At 71.3% G+C, this 20553-nt stretch carries 16 protein-coding genes; 9 read left to right on the top strand and 7 right to left on the bottom strand.

Features of this window, described 5'->3' with window-relative positions:
* Window positions 1-156: 156 nt before the first annotated feature.
* Genes AB0I42_RS20375 through AB0I42_RS20385 form a run of 3 tightly spaced genes read right to left on the bottom strand, consistent with a single transcriptional unit; the run spans window position 157 to window position 3052 of the window.
* The gene (locus tag AB0I42_RS20375; RefSeq protein ID WP_357539105.1) at window positions 157-789 is read right to left on the bottom strand and encodes an LUD domain-containing protein; all 633 of its coding nucleotides are present in this window, start codon (window positions 787-789) and stop codon (window positions 157-159) included.
* On the bottom strand, window positions 786-2288 hold the full coding sequence (locus AB0I42_RS20380; RefSeq protein ID WP_357539175.1) for a lactate utilization protein B: 1503 nt from the start codon (window positions 2286-2288) through the stop codon (window positions 786-788). Before AB0I42_RS20380 ends, AB0I42_RS20375 begins: the two co-directional genes overlap by 4 nt.
* A gap of 14 nt (window positions 2289-2302) precedes the next feature.
* Complete coding sequence (locus tag AB0I42_RS20385; protein WP_357539106.1) at window positions 2303-3052, bottom strand: (Fe-S)-binding protein; 750 nt, start codon at window positions 3050-3052, stop codon at window positions 2303-2305.
* 58 nt (window positions 3053-3110) lie between these two features.
* Here AB0I42_RS20385 and AB0I42_RS20390 point away from each other — a divergent pair, with 58 nt between their 5' ends.
* The 6 genes from AB0I42_RS20390 (at window position 3111) to AB0I42_RS20415 (ending at window position 10642) form a co-directional block, all read left to right on the top strand.
* A complete protein-coding gene (locus tag AB0I42_RS20390) occupies window positions 3111-3836 on the top strand; it encodes an FCD domain-containing protein (protein WP_357539107.1) in 726 nt (241 codons plus the stop codon).
* A gap of 314 nt (window positions 3837-4150) precedes the next feature.
* Entirely contained in the window at window positions 4151-4993 is an 843-nt protein-coding gene (locus tag AB0I42_RS20395; protein ID WP_357539108.1) for a sugar ABC transporter permease, read from the top strand.
* 29 nt (window positions 4994-5022) lie between these two features.
* Window positions 5023-5868, top strand: coding sequence for a carbohydrate ABC transporter permease (locus tag AB0I42_RS20400; RefSeq protein WP_357539109.1), 846 nt, complete (start codon window positions 5023-5025; stop codon window positions 5866-5868).
* Between the two features lie 68 nt (window positions 5869-5936).
* Complete coding sequence (locus AB0I42_RS20405; RefSeq protein WP_357539110.1) at window positions 5937-7256, top strand: extracellular solute-binding protein; 1320 nt, start codon at window positions 5937-5939, stop codon at window positions 7254-7256.
* Window positions 7257-7320: 64 nt separating this feature from the next.
* Window positions 7321-8520 carry a glycoside hydrolase family 43 protein gene (locus AB0I42_RS20410; RefSeq protein ID WP_357539111.1) on the top strand — a complete coding sequence of 400 codons (1200 nt, stop codon included), beginning with the start codon at window positions 7321-7323 and terminating at the stop codon, window positions 8518-8520.
* Between the two features lie 109 nt (window positions 8521-8629).
* Complete coding sequence (locus tag AB0I42_RS20415) at window positions 8630-10642, top strand: beta-galactosidase (protein ID WP_357539112.1); 2013 nt, start codon at window positions 8630-8632, stop codon at window positions 10640-10642.
* A 43-nt stretch (window positions 10643-10685) separates the two neighbouring features.
* Here the strand turns inward: AB0I42_RS20415 and AB0I42_RS20420 are convergent, their stop codons facing one another.
* The 4 genes from AB0I42_RS20420 to AB0I42_RS20435 are packed head-to-tail and all read right to left on the bottom strand — an operon-like array spanning window position 10686 to window position 15719.
* Window positions 10686-12170: a rhamnulokinase family protein gene (locus AB0I42_RS20420; RefSeq protein WP_357539113.1), complete on the bottom strand. Its 1485-nt coding sequence runs from the start codon at window positions 12168-12170 to the stop codon at window positions 10686-10688.
* Window positions 12167-14188: a bifunctional aldolase/short-chain dehydrogenase gene (locus AB0I42_RS20425; protein ID WP_357539114.1), complete on the bottom strand. Its 2022-nt coding sequence runs from the start codon at window positions 14186-14188 to the stop codon at window positions 12167-12169. The genes AB0I42_RS20420 and AB0I42_RS20425 overlap by 4 nt, the downstream gene beginning before the upstream one ends.
* A gap of 11 nt (window positions 14189-14199) precedes the next feature.
* Window positions 14200-15381 carry an L-rhamnose isomerase gene (gene rhaI, locus AB0I42_RS20430; RefSeq protein ID WP_357539115.1) on the bottom strand — a complete coding sequence of 394 codons (1182 nt, stop codon included), beginning with the start codon at window positions 15379-15381 and terminating at the stop codon, window positions 14200-14202.
* Window positions 15378-15719, bottom strand: a complete 342-nt coding sequence (locus AB0I42_RS20435) for an L-rhamnose mutarotase (RefSeq protein WP_357539116.1) — start codon at window positions 15717-15719, stop codon at window positions 15378-15380. The genes rhaI and AB0I42_RS20435 overlap by 4 nt, the downstream gene beginning before the upstream one ends.
* Before the next feature lie 295 nt (window positions 15720-16014).
* Here AB0I42_RS20435 and AB0I42_RS20440 point away from each other — a divergent pair, with 295 nt between their 5' ends.
* The 3 genes from AB0I42_RS20440 (at window position 16015) to AB0I42_RS20450 (ending at window position 20401) form a co-directional block, all read left to right on the top strand.
* Window positions 16015-17049 (top strand): LacI family DNA-binding transcriptional regulator, encoded by a 1035-nt coding sequence (locus tag AB0I42_RS20440; RefSeq protein ID WP_357539117.1) that lies wholly within the window; start codon window positions 16015-16017, stop codon window positions 17047-17049.
* A gap of 697 nt (window positions 17050-17746) precedes the next feature.
* A complete protein-coding gene (locus tag AB0I42_RS20445; protein WP_357539118.1) occupies window positions 17747-18730 on the top strand; it encodes a LacI family DNA-binding transcriptional regulator in 984 nt (327 codons plus the stop codon).
* Between the two features lie 372 nt (window positions 18731-19102).
* Window positions 19103-20401 (top strand): sugar ABC transporter substrate-binding protein, encoded by a 1299-nt coding sequence (locus AB0I42_RS20450; protein ID WP_357539119.1) that lies wholly within the window; start codon window positions 19103-19105, stop codon window positions 20399-20401.
* Window positions 20402-20553 lie beyond the last annotated feature (152 nt).

Genomic DNA, 20553 nt, shown 5'->3' on the forward strand with positions numbered 1-20553 from the left:
ACCGGGGGTGAAGGTCTCCACCGTACCGCCGGCGGTCACGCGGCCAGCCCGATCGGACGGTCGCGAATCCGTCAGCGGTTCCGGTTGCGTGGATGGGCCGACCGGCCGGTTCCAGCGGCCGCATCGTCCACCGTGGAGCATTCCGGCCGTCGGCGGTCAACCGACGATGACGACGTCGAGCCGGCGTGGGCCGTGCACCCCCTCGATGCGGTGCAGTTCGATGTCGCTGGTGGCGCTCGGGCCACTGACGAAGGTGAGCGGCCGGGTCGCGTCCAGCCGGGCCAGTGCCTCGGGGACGAGGCCGACGACCTGTTCGGCCCGGACCACGCAGACGTGGTGGTCGGGGACGAGGGACAGGATCCGCCGGCCCTGGCCCGGCCCGCAGTCCAGGACGATGGTTCCGGTGTCGGCGACCGCGACGGCGCAGCCGGTGACGACGGCGTCGGCGACGTCGAGGTCGCCGACGGTCAGCGGCGGCTCGTCGGTGAGCACGGTCGCGTCCGCCGTCGCCCGCCAGCCGGTCAGCCACTGCGGCGGGGTACCGGCGGGGACGACGAGCCGCCGTACGTCGTGGAGTGCCGCCGCGACGGCGTCCGCCACCTCGTCGGCGCCGCACCGGCGTACGCCGGCCCGGTAGTCGTGCAGCCGGTCGGCGAACCGGTCGAGCAGGTCGGGGTGGCCCGGGGGAAGGGCGCCGGCCCGGCGGTAGTCGCGCGGCACGGTGACCCCGCCGGCACCGTCCGGCACCGCCTGCCGGAGGCGGGCGAGGATCCGTTCGCGGGCGTTCATGGGGTGTTCCCTCCGTCTTCGGCCCGGCCGGACCGGGCCCACCATTCGCGGAACGTCTGGGCCGGTGGTGCGGGCAGGTCCCGGCTGCGGGTCCAGGCCGCGCCCGGGCCGGGCAGCCGGCGGATCCGGGGCGGGGCGGGGTCGCGGCGGCTCTGCCAGCGGGCGAGGAGCCGGCCCCAGCGGCTGAGCCGTTGGGCGATCCGTAGCCGGCGGGGGTCACGGAGCGCCCACGCCACCGCGCCGAGGCCGGCCGCCTCGGCCGATGGCAGCGGCCCGGACCGGGCGTCGGTCGCCCGGGCGCGCAGGTGCACCAGCATGGCCGGGATGTCGATCCGGACCGGGCAGGCGTCGAAGCAGGCGCCGCAGAGTGACGACGCGAACGGCAGCGCGGCGTTCGGGTCGTCGTCGCCGGTGATGCCGGTCAGTTGCGGGGAGAGCACCGCCCCGATCGGGCCGGGGTAGACCGACCCGTACGCGTGCCCGCCGGCGCGCTCGTAGACGGGGCAGACGTTCAGGCACGCCGAACAGCGGATGCAGTGCAGGGCGGCGCGGCCGTGCGGGTCGGCGAGGACGGCGCTGCGGCCGTTGTCGAGCAGGACGACGTGGACGTGCTGCGGCCCGTCGCCGGGCGTCACCCCGGTCCACATCGAGGTGTACGGGTTCATCCGTTCGCCGGTGCTGGAGCGGGGGAGGAGCTGCAGGAACACCTCCAGGTCCTGCCAGGTCGGCACGAGCTTCTCGATCCCGACGACGGAGATGAGGGTTTCCGGGAGGGTGAGGCACATCCGGCCGTTGCCCTCCGACTCGACCACCGACAGGGTGCCGGTCTCGGCGACGGCGAAGTTCGCCCCGGAGACGGCGACCCGGGACCGCAGGAACGTGGCGCGCAGGTGTCGGCGGGCCGCCTCGGCCAGCGCGGCCGGGTCGTCGCTCAGCTCCGGGTCGACGCCGGGCATCTCCCGGCGGAAGATGTCGCGGATCTCCCGCCGGTTGCGGTGGATGGCGGGGACCAGGATGTGGCTGCCCTCGTCCCGGCCGAGTTGGACGATCAGTTCGGCGAGGTCGGTCTCCACCGCCCGTACGCCGGCATCCGCGAGCGCCTCGTTGAGGCGGATCTCCTGGGTCACCATCGACTTGACCTTGACGACCTCGTCGGCGCCGGTGGCCCGGACGAGGTCGGTGACAATCCGGCGGGCGTCGGCGGCGTCGGCGGCCCAGTGCACGGTCGCCCCGCGGGCGGTGGCCGCGGCCTCGAACGTGGTCAGCAGCTCCGGCAGCCGGGCCAGCACGTCGGCCTTGATGGCGCTGCCGGCCAGGCGCAGCTCTTCCCAGTCGGGTACCTCGGCGACCATCCTGCGCCGCTTCTCCCGGATGGTGGCGGTGGCGTTGCCGAGGTTGTGGCGCAGTTGGGTGTCGCGCAGCGTACGCGCCGCGGCGGCCGGGAACGGCTCGTCACCGCGCAACCGCGACCCGGGGTCCGCGGTCGGTGGGCCGGGCATGCCGAGGAACGTCGTCACGGTGTCGCCTCCGTCGCCAGGATCTCCGCCAGATGCGCGGTCCGCACCCCGCCGTGTGGTGTCGAGGTGGTCAGCCGGGCCAGGCCCCCTCCGATGTGCAGCAGGCACGACGCGTCGCCGGCGGTCACCACCCGGGCCCCGGTCGACCCGACGTGCCGCAGCTTGTCCGCCAGCATCGCCGCCGAGGTGTCGGCGTTCTTCAGCGCGAACGTGCCGCCGAAGCCGCAGCACTCGTCGGCCGCCGGCAGTTCGACCAGGTCGATGTCGCGTACCCGGCGCAGCAGGCGCAGCGGGCGGTCGCCGACCCGGGTCATCCGCAGCGAGTGGCAGGTCGGGTGGTAGGTGACCCGGTGCGGGTAGGTCGCGCCGACGTCGGTGACACCCAGCACGTCGACCAGCAGTTCGCTCAGCTCGTAGGTGCGGGCGGCGACGGCGCGGGCCCGCGCCGCCAGTTCGTGGTCGCCGGCCGCCTCGGCGACCACGGCGTGCTGGTGCCGGATCGAGCCGGTGCAGGAGCCGGACGGCACGACCACCGCCTCGGCGTCCTCGTACGCCTCGACGTAGCGGCGGACCAGGGGGAGTGCCTGGCGCGGGTAGCCGGAGTTGACGTGCATCTGTCCGCAGCAGGTCTGGGCCGGGTCGAAGGTCACCCGGTGGCCGAGGCGACGCAGCAGCGTGACGGTGGCGATACCGACCCGCGGGGCGATGGTGTCGGCCAGGCAGGTCACGAACAGGGCGATACGCACGGCTAAATGGTCAGGCCATTTCTCCCGTGGTGCAAGCCCGGATGTCTAGACTCGCGCCGTGACGGTGGAACAGCTCTTCTCGCCGGTGGTCGGCGCCCGCCCCCACGAGGCGATCCTCGGCCAGGTCGAGCAGCTGCTCAGCGCCGGACTGCTGCGCCCCGGCGACCGCCTGCCCAGCGAGCGGAGCCTCGCCGAACGGCTCGGTGTCAGCCGTCCCACCGTCCGGGAGGCGATGCGGACCCTGGAGGCGCTCGGCGTCGCCCGGCCCGCCGACACGGCCGGACGCGGCAGCGCCGCGGTGATCGCCGGTCGGGCCGACACCGCGCTCGGGGCGGTGCTGCGGCTCGCGATCGCCACCAGTGACCTGTCGGTGCCGGACGTCGTCGACACCAGGGTGCTGCTCGAGCGGGACGCGGTGTCCCGGCTGGCGCGTACCCCCGAACCGGCGCTCACGGCCGCCGAGGTGCTGCTGCGGGAGATGGACGAGCCCGGGCTCACGCCAGAGCGGTTCCATGCCGCCGACGTACGGTTCCACATCGCGCTCGCCGAGGCGGCCGGCAACCGGGCGGTGGCCCTGATGATGTCGTCCCTGCGGTACGCGATCGAGGGGTACGTCCTCGACCTGGTCGCCGGACTCGACGACTGGCCGGGCGTCAGCCGGCGGTTGCGGGTCGAGCACCGGGACATCCTGGCCGCGATCGCCGACCGCGACGCCGACGAGGCGGCCCGGCGGGTCGAGCGGCACATCCGCGCCTTCCACGGCACCGCGACCGCGTCCCGCTGACCGCCGGGTCCGGCGTCACCGGCCCCTGTACTCCCGTCAGGAGTGCGGGCGAATCGAGCGACGCCGACGTCTCCGGCGAAGCGACTCGATGCCTTGACAGTCGTCGTAACACGGTTGATACTTCCAGGCTAAGTGAAACGATTCATAGAGTTGTCGAGATCACGAGTGACGCTGAAGAACAGGTGGGCACTGTGGAGATGGCCGAGGTGGTGAGACCCTCCACCGCGCCCCGACCGGGGCGGTCCGCGGACGGCGGGGCTGACCGGAAAACCCGGCGGGCGCCGCGCCGCGGCGGCCGCCGGGCACCCGGCGCGGTGGCCGTCCTCCTACTGCCGTTCGTCGTACTCTTCCTGCTCTTCTACCTGGTGCCGATCGGTTACGCCATCCACCAGTCCTTCTTCAAGGTGCGGCGCGAGGGGACGTTCGGCCGTCCGGAAACCGTCTTCGGCGGCTTCGAGCAGTACGTCAGGGTCTTCGAGAACGAGGCCTTCCGGGAGAGCGTCGGGCGGGTGCTGCTCTTCGGGGTCGTCCAGGTGCCGGTCATGCTGGGACTGGCCCTGCTCTTCGCCCTGCTGCTCGATTCCGGCCTGCTGCCGTTGAAGCGTTTCTTCCGCCTCGCCTACTTCGCGCCGTACGCGGTGCCCGGCGTCATCGCGGCCATCATCTGGGGATTCCTCTACTCGCCGTCGCTGTCGCCGTTCAGTTGGGTCACCGAGCGGGTCCCGTTCATGTCCGGCTCGCTGGTCCTGTGGTCCCTGGCCAACGTCACCACCTGGATGTTCACCGGCTACAACATGTTGATCATATATGCGGCTCTCAAGGCCGTCCCCCAGGAGTTGTACGAGGCCGCCAGGCTCGACGGAGCCGGCAACATCCGTATCGCACTGTCCATCAAGGTGCCCATGGTGCGCCCGGCCCTGGTCCTGACCGGCGTCTTCTCCATCATTGGAACGCTACAACTCTTCACCGAGCCGCAGGTCTTCCGGTCGCTGACCACCGCGGTCACCGGCAGCTACACGCCCAATCTCGTCGTCTTCAGCACCTCCGTCATACCCAACTTCAACCTCGCCGCCGCCTTCTCGGTCGTCCTGGCGCTGGCCACGTTCGCGTTGTCGTTCACCTTCCTCCGGATCGCCCAGAGGGGATCGTCGCTGTGACCGGGACCGCAAAGACCTCGGAGCGACACGTGTCCACCAGCCCATACGTCCGGAAGCTGCTGCCGCTGCTGGTCATGGTGGTCTTCGCCGGCTACATGCTCGCGCCGCTGTGGTGGCTGCTGATCGCCGCCAGCAAGAGCCGGGCCGACCTGACCTCGACCAACCCGCTGTGGTTCGCCGACTTCAACCTCGCCGACAACCTGGGCGACCTGTTCGCCTTCCAGGACGGCCTCTTCCTGCGCTGGATCCTCAACAGCGTCCTGTATGCCGGCGTCGGCGCGCTCGGCGCGACCGTCATCGCCGCGATGGCCGGCTACGCCCTGGCGAAGTTCGAGTTCCCCGGCCGGGAGGTCGTCTTCAACGTGGTGCTGGGCGGCGTACTGCTGCCGGCCACCACGCTCGCACTCCCGCTGTTCCTCCTGTTGAGCCAGGCCGGTATGGCCGACACCCTCTGGGCGGTGCTGCTGCCCAGCCTGGTCAGCCCGTTCGGCGTCTACCTGAGCCGGGTGTACGCCGCCAGCAGCGTTCCGGACGAGCTGCTCGAAGCCGCCCGCGTCGACGGGCACGGCGAGCTGCGCGTCTTCTTCCGGGTGGCGGCGCCGCTCATGGCGCCCGGCCTGGTCACCGTGTTCCTCTTCCAGTTCGTGCAGATCTGGAACAACTTCTTCCTGCCCCTGATCATGCTGCGTGACGAGTCACTCTTCCCGGTCACGCTCGGCCTGTTCGCCTGGAACAGCCAGGCGACCCAACAGGCACCGGAACTGCGCACGCTGGTGATCGTCGGCGCCGCCGTCTCGGTCGTCCCGCTGATCATCGCATTCCTTTCCCTGCAACGGTTCTGGCGGTCCGGGCTGACCACGGGCGGACTGAAGTAACGCCCTGACCGGCCCGGACAGGCACTCACCCCGAATGAAAGAAAGAGGGTTCTATCGTGGATCGCTGGATGAGGCGCGGCGCCGCGGGCGCGCTGGCGGCGGTGCTCGCCGCCACCGTCGCCGGCTGCGGAGGCGGTGACGAGCCGGACAACGCGGCACAGGCGTGCGAGCCCGCCGACGGCCCGGTCACCCTGGAGTACTACTCCTGGGTGCCGGGGATCGACAAGGTCATCGACATCTGGAACGCCAAGAACCCCGACATCCAGGTCAAGTTCGTCACCGGCCCCGCCGGCCCCGACGGCGCGTACCAGAACTTCTTCAACGGGATCAAGGCCGGCAACGCGCCGGACCTCGCGCAGGTCGAGTACGACTCGCTGGCGAGCTTCCGGCTGCAGGACGGCCTGGTCAACCTGGCCGACTGCGAGGGCGTGCCCGAGGTCAAGGACAAGTTCGTCCCCTGGACCTGGCAGCAGGTCTCCTTCGGCGAGGCCGACGCGGTCTACGCCGTGCCGCAGGACATCGGCCCGATCGGTATGTACTACCGCGCCGACCTGTTTCAGGAGGCGGGGCTCCAGCCGCCGACGACCTGGGAGGAGTACTACGAGGCGGCGAAGGTGATCCGTACCAAGGGCGGCCACATCCACCACTTCGCCTCCGGCGACGTCAACTGGTTCCTGGGCCAGATCTGGCAGGCCGGCGGCAGCTGGTTCTCCGTCGACGGCGACCAGTGGACCGTGAGCCTGACCGGATCGGAATCGCAGCAGGTCGCCAACTACTGGCAGCGGATGCTGGACGAGGACCTGGCCCGGCCGATGGCGGGCTGGTCCGACGAGTGGTGGAACGCGATGAACACCGGTGAGATCTGGACCTGGGTCAGCCCGTACTGGGCCAACGCCCTGCTGTCCCAGAACGCCCCCGACGCCAGCGGCAAGTGGGCGGTCGCCTACATGCCCCAGTGGACGGCCGGACAGCGGGCTGCCGGCAACTGGGGCGGATCCACCACCGCCGTGCTGCGCTCCACCGAACACCCCTACGAGGCGGCCAAGTTCGCGACCTGGCTCAACAGCGACCCCGAGGCCCTGCAGGCACTCAACGAGAACGGTGGCCTCTACCCGGCCACGGTCGAGGGCCAGCGGATGCCGGCACTGGCGAAGCCGTTGCCGTACTTCGCCGGCCAGGACATCTCCGGCATCTTCGCCGAGGCGGCCGGAAACGTGGAACCCGACTTCCCGTGGGGCCCGACCATGACGCAGACCTACAGCGACGTCCGGGACGGATTCGCCCGCGCCATCGAAGGCAACGGCAACCTGACCACCGCCCTCGAATCCGCCCAGAACTCCACCATCGACGCACTGAAGTCGCAGTCGATCCCCGTCGCGGGCAACTGACCCGACGCCGACCGCACCCCCGCCCCCGGTCCGTCAGCACAGTTCACGAAGGAGACCTGAATCGATGTTCTTCAAACGCGCCCTGCACGGCAGGTTCCGCCGGCACCTGGCGGTCGCCCTGACCGTCACCGTCGTCGCCGGCGGGTTGTCCGGCTCTGCCACCGCCAACGCCACCCGTACGTTGGACCACGTGGCGGGCACGATGGGGGCCACGGCCGCCACGAGCCTGCCCTGTGCGGCCACTCAGCAGCTGCGGGACATCCGGGTCCACGACCCCTTCATCATGCCGGACCCGGTGACCGGCATCTACTACCTCTACCAGGGCAACACCGTCCGCCGTAGCATCGACCTCAAGCACTGGTGCGCACCGGTGACGGTGTTCACCAACCCGCAGGGCTCGTGGGCGAACGCGGCACACGGCACGTGGGCACCGGAGGCCTGGCACTACAACGGCAAGTACTACTGGTTCGCCACCCTGCACAACCGGGACCGGGTGCTGGCCACCGCGTCGACCAACGGACAGCACTGCGGCGACTGCGGCCAGATCTGGCAGAACCAGCACTGGCGCGGCACCGTCATCGCCGCCGCCGACTCGCCGATGGGGCCGTTCGAACTGCTCAACCTCGACTCGCCGGTCGCCCCGTCGAACCACATGACGCTCGACGGGACGCTCTACGTCGACCCGGAGGGCCAGCCGTGGATGGTCTACGCCCACGAGTGGGTCCAGAAGATCGACGGCACGATCGAGGCCATCCGGCTGGAGCGTGACGCCGCGGGCAACCTGACCGGCCGCGGGCAGGGCGACCCGATCTACCTGTTCAAGGGTTCGGACGCCCCGTGGTACTACCAGGAGGGCCGGGTCGACGACGTTCAGCTTCCGCCGTACGTCACCGACGGTCCCTCGTTCTACCGCACCTACAACAACGAACTGCTCATGTTCTGGACGAGCTACCGCAAGCACAACAACGAGTACGTGGTGACGCTCGCCCGCTCCAAGTCCGGCGACCTCAAGGGGCCGTGGACCCAGGAGGACGTGGTGATCCCCGAGAACAAGGGTCACTCGATGCTCTTCCGCACCTTCGCCGACAAGCAGTTCCCGCAGGGCCGGATCATGATGTCGCTGCACAACAACATGAACGGCGGCAGCGTCATCCGCACCGAGCTCTACGAGATGCGCGAGGCCGTGAAGAACCTCGTGGTGAAGAAGCAGCGGACCGACCTCGACGGCGACCCCGTGTCGCACTGGGTCTGGCCGCGGCAGTAGCACCGGCGGGTGACGCACACCCGCGATCGACAGACAGCCGGCCCGGACCCGGGCGCGCCTTCCCGGCGCCCGGGTCCGGGCCGGCGGCCGGTTCAACGAAGGGGCGAGCATGACTCGATGGATCGAATGGCCGACCGAACCCGGCCGGCCACGGATGGGCTACGGCGCCGACTACAACCCGGACCAGTGGCCGCGCGAGGTGTGGGACGACGACGTCGTCGCCATGCGCGAGGCCGGGGTGAACATCGTCTCGCTGGCGATCTTCTCGTGGTCGCGGATCCAGCCCGCACCGCACGAGTGGGACTTCACCTGGCTCGACGACGTGATGGACCTGCTGCACGACAACGGCATCGCCGTCGACCTCGCCACCGCCACCGCTTCGCCACCACCGTGGCTGACCGCCGGGCACCCGGAGATCCTGCCGGTCAACCAACTCGGCGAGACGGTGTGGCCCGGCGCCCGGCAGCACTGGCGACCCACCTCGCCGGTCTTCCGGGAGCACGCGCTGCGACTGGTCGACGCCATGGCCCGCCGGTACGCCGACCATCCGGCGCTCGTCGCCTGGCACGTGTCGAACGAACTCGGCTGTCACAACGCCTACGACTACTCCGACGACGCGGCCCGCGCGTTCCGCGCCTGGCTGCGCGACCGGTACGGCACCCTCGACAGGCTCAACCACGCCTGGGGTACGGCGTTCTGGTCGCAGCGGTACGGCGACTGGGAGCACATCCTGCCGCCCCGGCTGGCCGCCGCCCACCCCAACCCGACCCAGCAGCTGGACTTCAAGCGGTTCTCCTCCGACGCCCTGCTCGATCACCTGCGCGCCGAGCGTGACCTGCTGCGTACGCTGACCCCCGGGGTGCCGGTGACGACCAACTTCATGGTCACCGGCCAGGTGAGCGCCCTCGACTACGCCGGGTGGGCCGACGAGGTCGACTTCGTCGCCAACGACCACTACCGGCGTCCCGGCCCGCAGACTCTCGACGAGCTGTCGTTCTCGGCCAACCTGACCGGCAACCTGGCTCGCGGCCGCCCCTGGTTCCTGATGGAACACTCCACCAGCGCCGTCAACTGGCAGCCGGTGAACCTGGCCAAGCGGCCCGGCGAACTCGCCCGCGACTCCCTCACCCACGTCGCGCACGGCGCCGACGCGGTCTGCTTCTTCCAGTGGCGGCAGTCCGCGGCCGGCGCGGAGAAGTACCACTCCGCGATGCTGCCCCAGGCGGGCCGCGACAGCGACGTGTTCCGGGCCGTCACCGCACTCGGCCGTACGCTGGCCGAACTCGCCCCCGTCGTCGGATCCGACCGGCGGCCGGCCCGCGTCGCCATCCTTCACGACTGGGACTCGTGGTGGGGCAGCGAACTGGACTCGCACCCCACCGGCCGGCTCGACTACCGGCAGGAGGCACTCGACTGGTACTCCGCCCTGCTCGCCACCGGCACCCGGGCGGACGTGGTACCCGTCGACCACGACCTGGACCGGTACGACCTGGTGATCGCACCGGTGCTGTACGTCGTACCGGCGCGGCTGGCCGCCCGGCTGCGGGCGTACGTCGACGGCGGCGGCCACCTCGTCACCACGTACTTCTCCGGCATCGTCGACGAGAACGACCACCTGTGGCCCGGTGCCTTTCCCGGCGCTCTGCGCGACCTGCTCGGCATCCGGATCCAGGAGTTCGGCCCACTGCTCGACACCACGACGGTGACCCTGTCCGACGGCGGCACCGGGAGCCTGTGGACCGACCACGTCGACGTCGTCGACCCGGCCGTCGAGGTGCTGGCCCGCTACCTCGACGGCGAACAGGCCGGCCGGCCCGCGATCACCCGCCGGACCGTGGGAGCCGGCTCGGCGACCTACGTCTCGACCCGGCTCGGCGTCGCCGGCCTGCGACAGCTTCTCGACCCGATGCTCGTCCGTCTCGGCCTGCGCGGCGAGGTCGCCGACCTGGCGGGCCGCGTCGAACTCGCGGTACGCACCGACGGCGTCCACGACTTCTGGTTCCTGGTGAACCGGACCGACGAGGACGTCGTCACCGGCATCGAGGGGGAGGTGCTGGTCGGGGCCGGCGAGGTTTCCACCGTCCCCGCCCGTGGCGTACTGGTCCTGCGCCGCCCGGTCTGACCGCGGCCGCGCCCGGCTCCCGAAGCGCCGGGCGCGGCCGCCGTCAGGTGGTCAGCCGACGCTCGGCCGCCGCCCAGGCCGCCTCGTGACCACGCGGCTCGTACCGCACCACCGGCTGGGTCCGGGCCACCAGTGAACGCAGCTCGGCCAGGCCACCGCCGACGGCACCGACCGCGCGCGCCTGGACCAGCACGTTGCCCAGTGCTGTCGCCTCCACCGGCCCGGCCAGCACCGGCAGCCCGCAGGCGTCGGCGGTCAGCTGGCAGAGCAGGCCGTTGCGGGCGCCGCCACCGACGACGTGGATGACGTCGACATCGCGGCCGGACAGCTCCCGCGCCTGGCGGGCGGTACGCCGGTAGGCCAGCGCGAGGCTGTCGAGGATGCAGCGGGTGACCTCCGCCGGCGTACCCGGAACGGGCTGCCCGGTACGGCGGCAGACGTCGGCGATGCGGGCCGGCATGTCGCCCGGCGGCAGGAACACCGGATCGTCGCAGTCGACGACGGCGGCGAACGGGGTCACCTCGGCGGCGGCGGCGAGGACCGCCGCCAGGTCCGGCCGCGCTCCGGCCGCCGCCCAGCCACGCATCGACTCCTGCAGCAGCCACAGCCCCATGACGTTGCGCAGGTAGCGGACCGTGCCGTCCGCGCCGGACTCGTTGGTGAAGTTGGCCTGACGGCTCGCATCGGTCAGCACCGGCCGGTCCAGCTCGACCCCCACCAGCGACCAGGTGCCGCAGGAGATGTAGAGGAACCGGTCGTCGCGGGCGGGTACGCCGGCGACGGCGGACGCGGTGTCGTGCGACCCGACCACCGTGACCGGGACCGCACGGTCGGTCCCGACCTGTCGTGTCACCGCCGGCAGCAGCGTCCCGCCGGGCTCGCCCGGTTCCCGCAGGCGGGGGAGCAGCCCACCGGGCAGCCCCAGCCGCTCGACGAGGTCGAGTGCCCAGCCGCGCCGGCGTACGTCGAGCAGTTGGGTGGTGGAGGCGTTGGTGACCTCGGCCCCGAGTTCACCGGTGAGCCAGTACGACAGCAGGTCCGGGATGAGCAGCATCGTGCCGGCCGCGTCCAGCAGCCCCGCCCGCTTGGCCGCGACCAGCTGGTAGACGGTGTTGAACGGCAGCGCCTGCAGGCCGGTGACGTCGTACAGGTGGCCGGCACCGAGCTGCGCCGACACCTGCGCCATGACGCCGTCGGTGCGCCGGTCCCGGTAGTGCACCGGGCTGCCGAGAAGGTGCCCGTGCCCGTCGAGCAGGCCGAAGTCGCATCCCCACGAGTCGATGCCGACACTGGCCAGCTCCGGGTGGTCGGCCAGCGTCGCGCGCAGGCCGGCGAGCACCTGCTCGTACAGGCCCAGGATGTTCCAGTGCAGGGTGCCGCGCACCTCGACCGGATCGTTGCCGAACCGGTGGACGGCGGTGAGGTCGAGGTCGTCCGGGCCGACCCGGCCGGCCATGACCCGGCCGCCGGAGGCGCCCAGGTCGACGGCCGCCACGACGGCCGGCCGCCCACCGGTCGGCCGGGTCAACGGAGGAAGGCGGCGGCGACGCCGGCGTCGACCGGAACGTGCAGCCCGGTGGTGTGCGACAGTTCCCCGGCGGTCAGGACGAAGACGGCGTTGGCCACGTGCTCGGGCAGTACCTCCCGCTTCAGCAGCGTGCGCTGGGCGTAGAAGGCGCCGAGCTCGGATTCGGGTACGCCGTACACCGCCGCCCGCTGCGCGCCCCAGCCGCCGGCGAAGATGCCGGAGCCGCGTACGACACCGTCGGGGTTGACGCCGTTGACCCGGATGCCGTGCGCCCCGAGTTCGGCGGCGAGCAGCCGGACCTGGTGCGCCTGGTCCGCCTTGGCCGCCCCGTACGCCACGTTGTTCGGCCCGGCGAAGAGCGAGTTCTTGCTGGAGATGTAGACGATGTCGCCGCCCAGGCCCTGTTCGACCAGGATTCGGGCGGCCTCGCGGGAGACCAGGAAGGAGCCCTTGGCCATCACGTCGTGCTGCAGGTCCCAGTCCTGCTCGGTCGTCTCCAGCAGCGGCTTGGAGATCGACAGCCCGGCGTTGTTGACGACCAGGTCCACCCCGCCGAACGCGAGGACCGCGTCCCGCAGTGCGGCGGCCACCGCGTCGGCGTCGGTGACGTCGGCGGCGACGGCGATCGCCGTGTCGGTGTCACCGATCTCCCGCGCGACCGTCCTGGCGGCGCCGGCGTCCCGGTCGGCGACGACGACGCAGGCGCCCTCGGCCGCGAGCCGGTGGGCGGTCGCCCGGCCGATCCCGGACCCGCCGCCGGTGACGAACGCGACCCGGGTCGCCAGCGGCTTGGGGCGGGGCATCCGGCGCAGCTTCGCCTCTTCGAGGGCCCAGTACTCGATCCGGAACTTCTCGGCCTCATCGATCGGCGCGTACGTCGACACCGCCTCCGCCCCGCGCATGACGTTGATCGCGTTGACGTAGAACTCGCCGGCGACCCGGGCGGTCTGCTTGTTGGCGCCGTAGCTGAACATGCCGATCCCGGGCACGAGCACGATCGCCGGGTCGGCACCGCGCATCGGCGGCGAGTCGGCGTCGGCGTACCGTTCGTAGTAGGCCCGGTAGTCGCGGCGGTACTCCTGGTGCAGTTCCCGTAGGCGGGCGACGACGGCGTCCAGCGGGGCGTCCGGCGGCAGGTCCAGCACCATCGGCCGCACCTTCGTGCGCAGGAAGTGGTCGGGGCACGAGGTGCCGAGGGCGGCGAGGCGCGGGTGTCCGGCCCGGGAGACGAAGTCCAGGACGGTGTCGCTGTCGGTGAAGTGGCCGACCTGGGGCCGGTCGGTGGAGGCCAGGCCGCGGATGACGGGCGCGAGCGCGGCCGCCCGGGCCCGCCGGTCCGGCTCGGGCAGCGGTTCGTATCCGGGGATCGGGGCACCGAACGGCTCGGGCCGTCCGCGGGTGGCCAGGAAGTCGGCGGCCGTACGGATGATCTCCAGTGAGCGGGTCTCGCACTCCTCGCTGGTGGCCCCCCAGGCGGTGATGCCGTGCCCGCCGAGGATCACGCCGATGGCCTGCGGGTTGTCGCGGGCGATGGCGGCGATGTCGAGCCCGAGTTGGAATCCGGGGCGGCGCCACGGCACCCACACGACCCGGTCGCCGAAGATCTCCTTGGTCAGTTCCGGGCCGTCGGCGGCGGTCGCGATCGCGATGCCGGAGTCCGGGTGCAGGTGGTCGACGTGCGCCGCGTCGACGAGGCCGTGCATCGCCGTGTCGATCGACGGCGCCGCCCCGCCCCGGCCGTGCAGGCAGTAGTCGAACGCGGCGACCATCTCGTCCTCGCGCTCGATGCCGGGGTAGCTGCCGACCAGCGCGCGCAGCCGGTCCAGCCGCAGGACCGCCAGGCCGGCCGGCGTGAGTGTGCCGAGGTCGCCGCCGGATCCCTTCACCCACAGCAGGTCGACCGGCTCGCCGGTCACCGGGTCGGCGGCCTGCCCCTTCGCGGAGGTGTTGCCGCCGGCGTAGTTGGTGTTGCGCGGGTCTGCGCCGAGCCGGTTCGACCGCGTGACCAGATCATCCACTGTAGACATTCTCAGGCCCCCCAGCCCGCCTGCTCGCCGCCGACCCGTTCGGCCCTGACCTTCTCGAGATAGCCCGACCGCCGGTAGGCCCCGACCGGGTCGGGGTCCAGGCCCATCTCGGTCCGCAGGTCGCGCAGGAGCGGGCGTACGTCGGTGTTGTAGGCGTCCATCAGCACGGCGTTGGCCCCGAGCACGTCACCGCAACGCTGCGCGGCGGCCAGTGCCTCGACGTCGACCAGGAGCGCCTTTGCCGTCGCCTCCTGCACGTTGAGCACCGAGCGGATGACCGCCTCGACCTTGGGCTCGATGTTGTGGCACTGGTCGAGCATGAAGGCGATGCCGTACGTCGGCCGCAGCGCGTCCGCCCCCACGATCTCGTGCATGACGCGGAAGAGTTCGAACGGGTTGGCGGCGCCGACCATCAGGTCGTCGTCGGCGTAGAACCGCGAATTGAAGTCGAATCCGCCCAGCCGCCCGGCCCGCAGGAGGAACGCCACGATGAATTCGACGTTGGTGCCCGGCGCGTGGTGGCCGGTGTCGATGACCACCTGGGCCCGCTCGCCGAGTTCGACGCAGTGCGCGTAGGCGGTTCCCCAGTCCGGCACGTCGGTCATGTAGAAGGCCGGCTCGAACAGCTTGTACTCCAGCAGCAGCCGCTGGTCGCCGGTGAGTCGCGCGTACGCCTCGCGCAGCGCCGCCGTGAGCCGGTCCTGCCGCTGCCGGATGCTGTCCTGCCCCGGATAGTTGGTGCCGTCGGAGAACCACAGCTTGAGGTCGCGCGACCCGGTCGCGTCCATGATGTCGACGCACTCGAGCAGGTGGCCGATCGCCTTGCGGCGTACGGCGGGGTCGGGGTTGGTGACCGAGCCCAGCCGGTAGTCGTCGTCCTGGAAGACGTTGGCGTTGATGGTGCCGAGTTCGACCCCCTGCTCCTTGGCGTACGCCGCCAGGACCGCGTAGTCGTCGACCCTGTCCCAGGGGATGTGCAGCGCCACGGTCGGTGCCACGCCGGTGAAGCGGTGCACCGTCGCGGCGTCGGCGATCTTCTCGTACGGGTCGCGGGGCACGCCCTCCTGTCGGAAGACCTTGAACCGGGTTCCGGAGTTGCCGTAGGCCCAGGACGGTGTCTCGATCCGTTGTTCGCGTAGGGCGGCCAGGACCCGGGTGCGCGTGGTGGGGGCGATGTCGGTCATGGTCGGCCTTCCAGTTGGTCTTCGAGGTGGAACACCTCGTCGAGGACGAGGAACCCGCGGTCCGGTCGTCCGTCCGGCAGGTCGACGAAGAACGGCGCCATCTCGGCCTGCCAGCGCGCGTTGACGTCGGTGCGCTCCATCGCCGCGACCGCCTCGTCGAGGTTCTCGGTCACGAAGTAGCCGACGAGCAGCCCGTCGTCGCGCAGGAACAACGAATAGTCGTGCCAGCCCGCCGCCTTGAGCGCCGCCAGCATCTCCGGCCACACGGCGGCGTGACGGTGCCGGTACTCCGCCAGCCGGTCGGCTCTCACCTGCAGGGTGAAGCAGATCCTGCCCATGCCGCACCTTTCGCAAGTCGTGAAACGTTTCATGGAAGCATCAAGAGGATATGGGGCCGCTCTTGCGGGGTCAAGGACTCCGAAAATCGCTGCGCTGGTGTTACGTTGAGCAGCCGGACGCTGACGGTCCGACGTTGATATGTCACATGCGTCTATTGATTGTCGCCACGGGGGCATCCGTACGTGCACTGCGCGTACAGTTAACTGCCCTTCTGCTGGTACGTTTCATCCATCGGGTGCTCATGTCGGCCTCGGGGCTGTACATGCCGGGATCATGTCGATAGTTGAGGGGAAGATGGCATCCGCCAACATCAAGCAGGTCGCGCAGCACGCCGGCGTGTCACTCGGCACCGTGAGCAACGTGCTCAACCGGCCCGACCTGGTCTCGCCGGCAACCCGCCAGCGGGTGCTCGACTCCATCGCGACGCTGGGCTACGTACGCAACGACTCCGCCAGGCAGTTGCGGGCCGGCCGTAGCCGCACCGTCGCCATCGTCGTCCTGGACGTCTCCAACCCCTTCTTCACCGACGTCGTGCGGGGTGCCGAGGCGGTCGTGGAGGAGGCCGGCGGGATGCTGGTGGTCTGCAACAGCGGCGAGGACGCCGGCCGTGAGACCCGCCACCTCGACATGCTCGAGGAGCAGCGCGTCCAGGGGCTGCTCATCACCCCCGTCTCCGACGGTCGCCACCCCCGCCTCGACGCGTTCGTCGCCCACGGCATCCCCGTCGTGCTCGTCGACCGCGGATCCGGTCACCCGAGCCGGTGTTCGGTGGCGGTCGACGACGTCACCGGCGGGCGGCTGGCCGCCGACCACCTCGCCGACCAGGGCCACAAGCGCATCCTCTACGTGGGCGGCCCGATGACGATCCGCCAGGTCGCCGACCGGCACGCCGGTGCCGCGGCCGCGCTGACCGAACGGGCCGACGGCGTACGCTTCGACGTCCACGAGACGCCGACCCTCTCGGTCGCGGCCGGACGCCAGGCCGCCGACGATCTCGTCGCACTACCCGCTGGTCGACGGCCGACGGCGGTCTTCTGCGCCAACGACCTGCTGGCGCTCGGCGTCCTGCAGGGGCTGACCGCGCACGGTCTGCGGGTGCCCCATGACATCGCGCTGGTGGGCTACGACGACATCGAGTTCGCCGCCGCCGCCGCGGTCCCGCTGAGTTCCGTACGTCAGCCTCGCGAACAACTCGGCCGTACCGCGGCCCAACTGCTTCTCGAAGAGTCCGGCGGCAGTGCGAAGCACAGCCACCGGCACGTCGTGTTCCAGCCGGAGCTGGTGATCCGGGCCTCCAGTGCCCGCGAGCGGAAACGTGCCCGGAGCTGACGGTGGCGGTGGCGGTGGAACGTCGACCCTGAGCCGGTTGGTGGGGTGGTCGCCGCTGACCGGTGTGGGCAGGATCCTTCAGCTTCCCGCCTGAGCGGAACCCGCGCCTTTCGACGTTTCGGCGAGGGGTAACGCCTGCCGCGCAGGCCGGCGGGGGAGTCGGCGCAAATGGTGCACCGGTCGAACGGACTCCTTTGCGATGTCAATGTTATGTTAGCGTTATCAAGCGTGGGTGGAAGGAGTGCGGTGGCGGAGGCGCCCGTACGGACGGCCGGGCCGCATGGCCCGGGCGAGGTCCGCGGGCACGACGACCACTGCGGTGTGGTCGATCGGCCGGGTTCCGCCCGGGCGGCGATCCCCGCGCGGCCGTCGCCCGGCACGGCTACCGCGACGACGGCCGGCGCGAGGTGAGCCCGAAACCCGTTCCCCTGCCGCGCGCGTACCGGGAAGTGTTCTCCGGCGGCGGGGCGACCTCGGCGCGTCCGTGTACCGCGCCGTCGGTGGAGCCCGTCGGATATGGTCCCATTGGTCTGATGATTGTGTGGTTGGCGGGCCGCCTGACCTCGGCGGCAGGTCCGCCGGCCGGGGTGGGCGAGGCGATGGTGGCGGTGTGGAACGGGTACCCGGCCCCGGTCCGCCCGCGGCGGGGGGAAGCATGGCCGACGTGAGCGTGGCGAAGAGTCGACGGATGCCGGTCATGGGGGATGTCGCTCGTCTGGCGGGCGTGTCGCACATGACCGTCTCCCGCGTCCTCAACGAGCCCGAGTCGGTCCGTCCGGAGACCCGCGAGCGGGTCCTGCTGGCCATCGAGCAGCTCGGCTACCGGCGCAACAGCGCCGCGCGGAGCCTGGTCACCCGGCGTTCGCAGACCCTCGGCGTGGTCTGCTTCGACACCACCCTCTACGGGCCGGCGTCGATGTTCAACGGCATCGTGCACGCCACCGAGGAGGCGGGCTACGCGGTCAGCGTGGCGAGCCTGCGTCGCCCCACCGCCGACGCCGCCACGCAGGCCGTCCAGCGCCTCGTGCACCAGTCGGTGGAGGGGCTGGTCCTGATCGCGCCGCAGGCCGCCGAGGCGATGGCGTTCGTCCGGGCACTGCCGACCAACATCCCGGTGGTCGCCGTGGAGAACGCGCTGCCGAACGTCACGAGTGTCTCGGTCGACCAGGTGCTGGGCGCCCGGATGGTCACCGAGCACCTCCTGTCACTGGGGCACGAGACCGTGCACCACGTGCGCGGGCCGCTGGACTGGAGCGAGGCGAACGGGCGGGTCGAGGGCTGGGCGGCCGCGCTGGAGGAGCACGGCCGGATGGTGCCGCGCGAACTCGTCGGCGACTGGAGTGCCAGGTCCGGCTACGCGGCGGGGCAGAAGCTGGTCCGCGACCCCCGCGCCACCGCGGTGTTCGCCGCCAACGACTCGATGGCGCTGGGTGTGATGCGGGCGTTGCTCGACGCCGGCGCCCGGGTGCCCGAGGACGTCAGCGTGGTGGGCTTCGACGACATCCCCGAGGCGGCGTTCGTGACGCCGCCGCTGACCACCGTGAGCCAGCCGTTCCGCGAGGTCGGGCAGCGCAGCATCGAGATCCTGCTGGACGAGATGGAGGGGGCAGTGGCGGGAGCGGCCTCCGTCATCCCCCCGGAACTGGTGGTTCGCGACAGTACGTCGCACCGCCGGTCGTAGGGCGTTCAGCGGGGCCGCGTACGTGGGGGTGCCCACGGCGGTCCCCGTGCGCAACCTATTGGAAACAATCTCTTCGCCACATCTTGACGGTAGTGAAGTTAACGCTAACATCGTCCGTGACTCCAATCACCACCGCGCTGAACCCCCATCGGAACACGCGTAACTGGTAGGGAGAACGCTTTCGATGTGGCCCCGCACTGTTATCGCTCACCGATTCCGGGCCCGGGATCGGCGTCGATACGGCCCGCCGTCCGGGGAGGTCATGGCGGTTCGCGCCGCCGGCCCCGCGGCGGTCACGACAACCGGAACGTCCCCGGCTCGCCGGACCGCACGGCGGCTTCCTTTCGCACGATGAACCCCAGGAGAGGCATCATGAGAAGAACCTTGGGCAGACGCACCGCCCTGCGTTCGCTGGCGGGAGCCCTCGTCGCCGCGCTGGCGATCAGCGTCGGGGCGTGCACCGGCGACGACTCGAGCGGGCCGAGCGTCGCCGAGGCCGGCCCCAACGGCATCGACGACGGCAGCGAACTCACCCTGTGGACCCGCGCCCCGCTGGAGAAGCAGGCGAAGCTCCTCGTCGACGCCTACAACGCCAGCCACCAGAACAAGGTCAAGCTGACCGTCGTCCCCAACGACGACTACGTCGCCAAGGTCGGCGCCGCGGCCGGCTCGGACAGCCTCCCGGACCTCTTCGCCGCCGACATCGTCTACGTGCCGAACTGGGTCAACCAGGGCCTGTTCCAGGACCTCAGCGCCAACGTCGACGGCCTCGGCTTCAAGGACTCCATCAACAAGGGACACCTCTCCGCCGGCACCCTCGACGGCAAGGAGCACGTGCTCCCCTTCGTCCTGGACCTGTCGATGCTGTTCTGGAACAAGCAACTGTTCCGCGACGCCGGCCTCGACCCGGAGAAGGCCCCGGCCAACCTCACCGAGTACGCCGCCGCCGCCAAGGCGGTCCAGGCCCTGAAGCGGGAGGGTGTCTACGGCACCGCGGCCGGCCTGAACTGCGGCGGGTGCCTCGTCTTCACCTGGTTCCCCGCCATCTGGGCCGACGGCGGTGAGGTGCTCAGCGACGACGGCACCGAGGCCAAGCTCGCCGACGACACCGCCCAGAAGGTCTACAGCACCTGGCAGGATCTGTGGAAGTCCGGCGCCGTGCTGCCCGCCTCGGCGGGCGAGACCGGTCCGACCTGGACCGCCGCGTTCACCGAGGGCAACGTCGGCCTGATGCTCTACCCGGCGACGCTGCTGTCCTCGACGCCGTTCGACGTCGGTGTCGCCGGCATCCCCGGCCCCAGCGGCGGCGCCTCCACCTTCGTCGGCGGCGACGGCATCGGCGTCTCCAAGGACTCCAAGAAGGCGGCCCAGGCCTGGAACTTCCTGAGCTGGATGATGTCCGAGGAGGCCCAGGTCGAGGTGCTGGCGAAGAACAAGGACGTGGTGTCGCGCTCCGACCTCGCCAACAACAAGTACGCCGCCGAGGACCCGCGGCTGGTCACCATCAACGAGGTGGCCGGCAAGGGCGACACCCCCGTCGCGCTGAACTTCCAGCAGGCGTTCAACGCCCCGAACAGCCCGTGGCTGACCCTCGTACGCAACCAGGTGCTCAACGGCAGCGGCAACCTCCAGCAGGACAACGGCGAGATCACCGCCGTGCTCAAACAGTAGGTGCGCGTCGTGGGGGGGGGGGCGGCGGCCCCGCCCCCCCCCCCCCCCCCCCCCCCCCCCCCCCCCCCCCACCCCCCCCCCCCCCCCCCCCCCCCCCCCCCCCCCCCCCCCCCCCCCCCCCCCCGGGGGGGGGGGGGGGGCGGGACCGCCCG

This window comes from Polymorphospora sp. NPDC050346 (genome assembly GCF_040655695.1).
In the GTDB taxonomy this organism is placed as follows: Bacteria; Actinomycetota; Actinomycetes; order Mycobacteriales; family Micromonosporaceae; genus Polymorphospora; species Polymorphospora lycopeni.

Excerpts from the sequence above, each read along its gene's own strand:
- AB0I42_RS20410 (WP_357539111.1), top strand. The coding sequence starts at position 7,321 with ATGTTCTTCAAACGCGCCCTGCACGGCAGGTTCCGCCGGCACCTGGCG.
- AB0I42_RS20405 (WP_357539110.1), top strand. The coding sequence starts at position 5,937 with ATGAGGCGCGGCGCCGCGGGCGCGCTGGCGGCGGTGCTCGCCGCCACC.
- AB0I42_RS20380 (WP_357539175.1), bottom strand. The coding sequence starts at position 2,288 with ATGCCCGGCCCACCGACCGCGGACCCCGGGTCGCGGTTGCGCGGTGAC.
- AB0I42_RS20415 (WP_357539112.1), top strand. The coding sequence starts at position 8,630 with ATGACTCGATGGATCGAATGGCCGACCGAACCCGGCCGGCCACGGATG.
- rhaI (WP_357539115.1), bottom strand. The coding sequence starts at position 15,381 with ATGACCGACATCGCCCCCACCACGCGCACCCGGGTCCTGGCCGCCCTA.
- AB0I42_RS20445 (WP_357539118.1), top strand. The coding sequence starts at position 17,747 with ATGGGGGATGTCGCTCGTCTGGCGGGCGTGTCGCACATGACCGTCTCC.
- AB0I42_RS20450 (WP_357539119.1), top strand. The coding sequence starts at position 19,103 with ATGAGAAGAACCTTGGGCAGACGCACCGCCCTGCGTTCGCTGGCGGGA.
- AB0I42_RS20440 (WP_357539117.1), top strand. The coding sequence starts at position 16,015 with ATGGCATCCGCCAACATCAAGCAGGTCGCGCAGCACGCCGGCGTGTCA.
- AB0I42_RS20375 (WP_357539105.1), bottom strand. The coding sequence starts at position 789 with ATGAACGCCCGCGAACGGATCCTCGCCCGCCTCCGGCAGGCGGTGCCG.
- AB0I42_RS20435 (WP_357539116.1), bottom strand. The coding sequence starts at position 15,719 with ATGGGCAGGATCTGCTTCACCCTGCAGGTGAGAGCCGACCGGCTGGCG.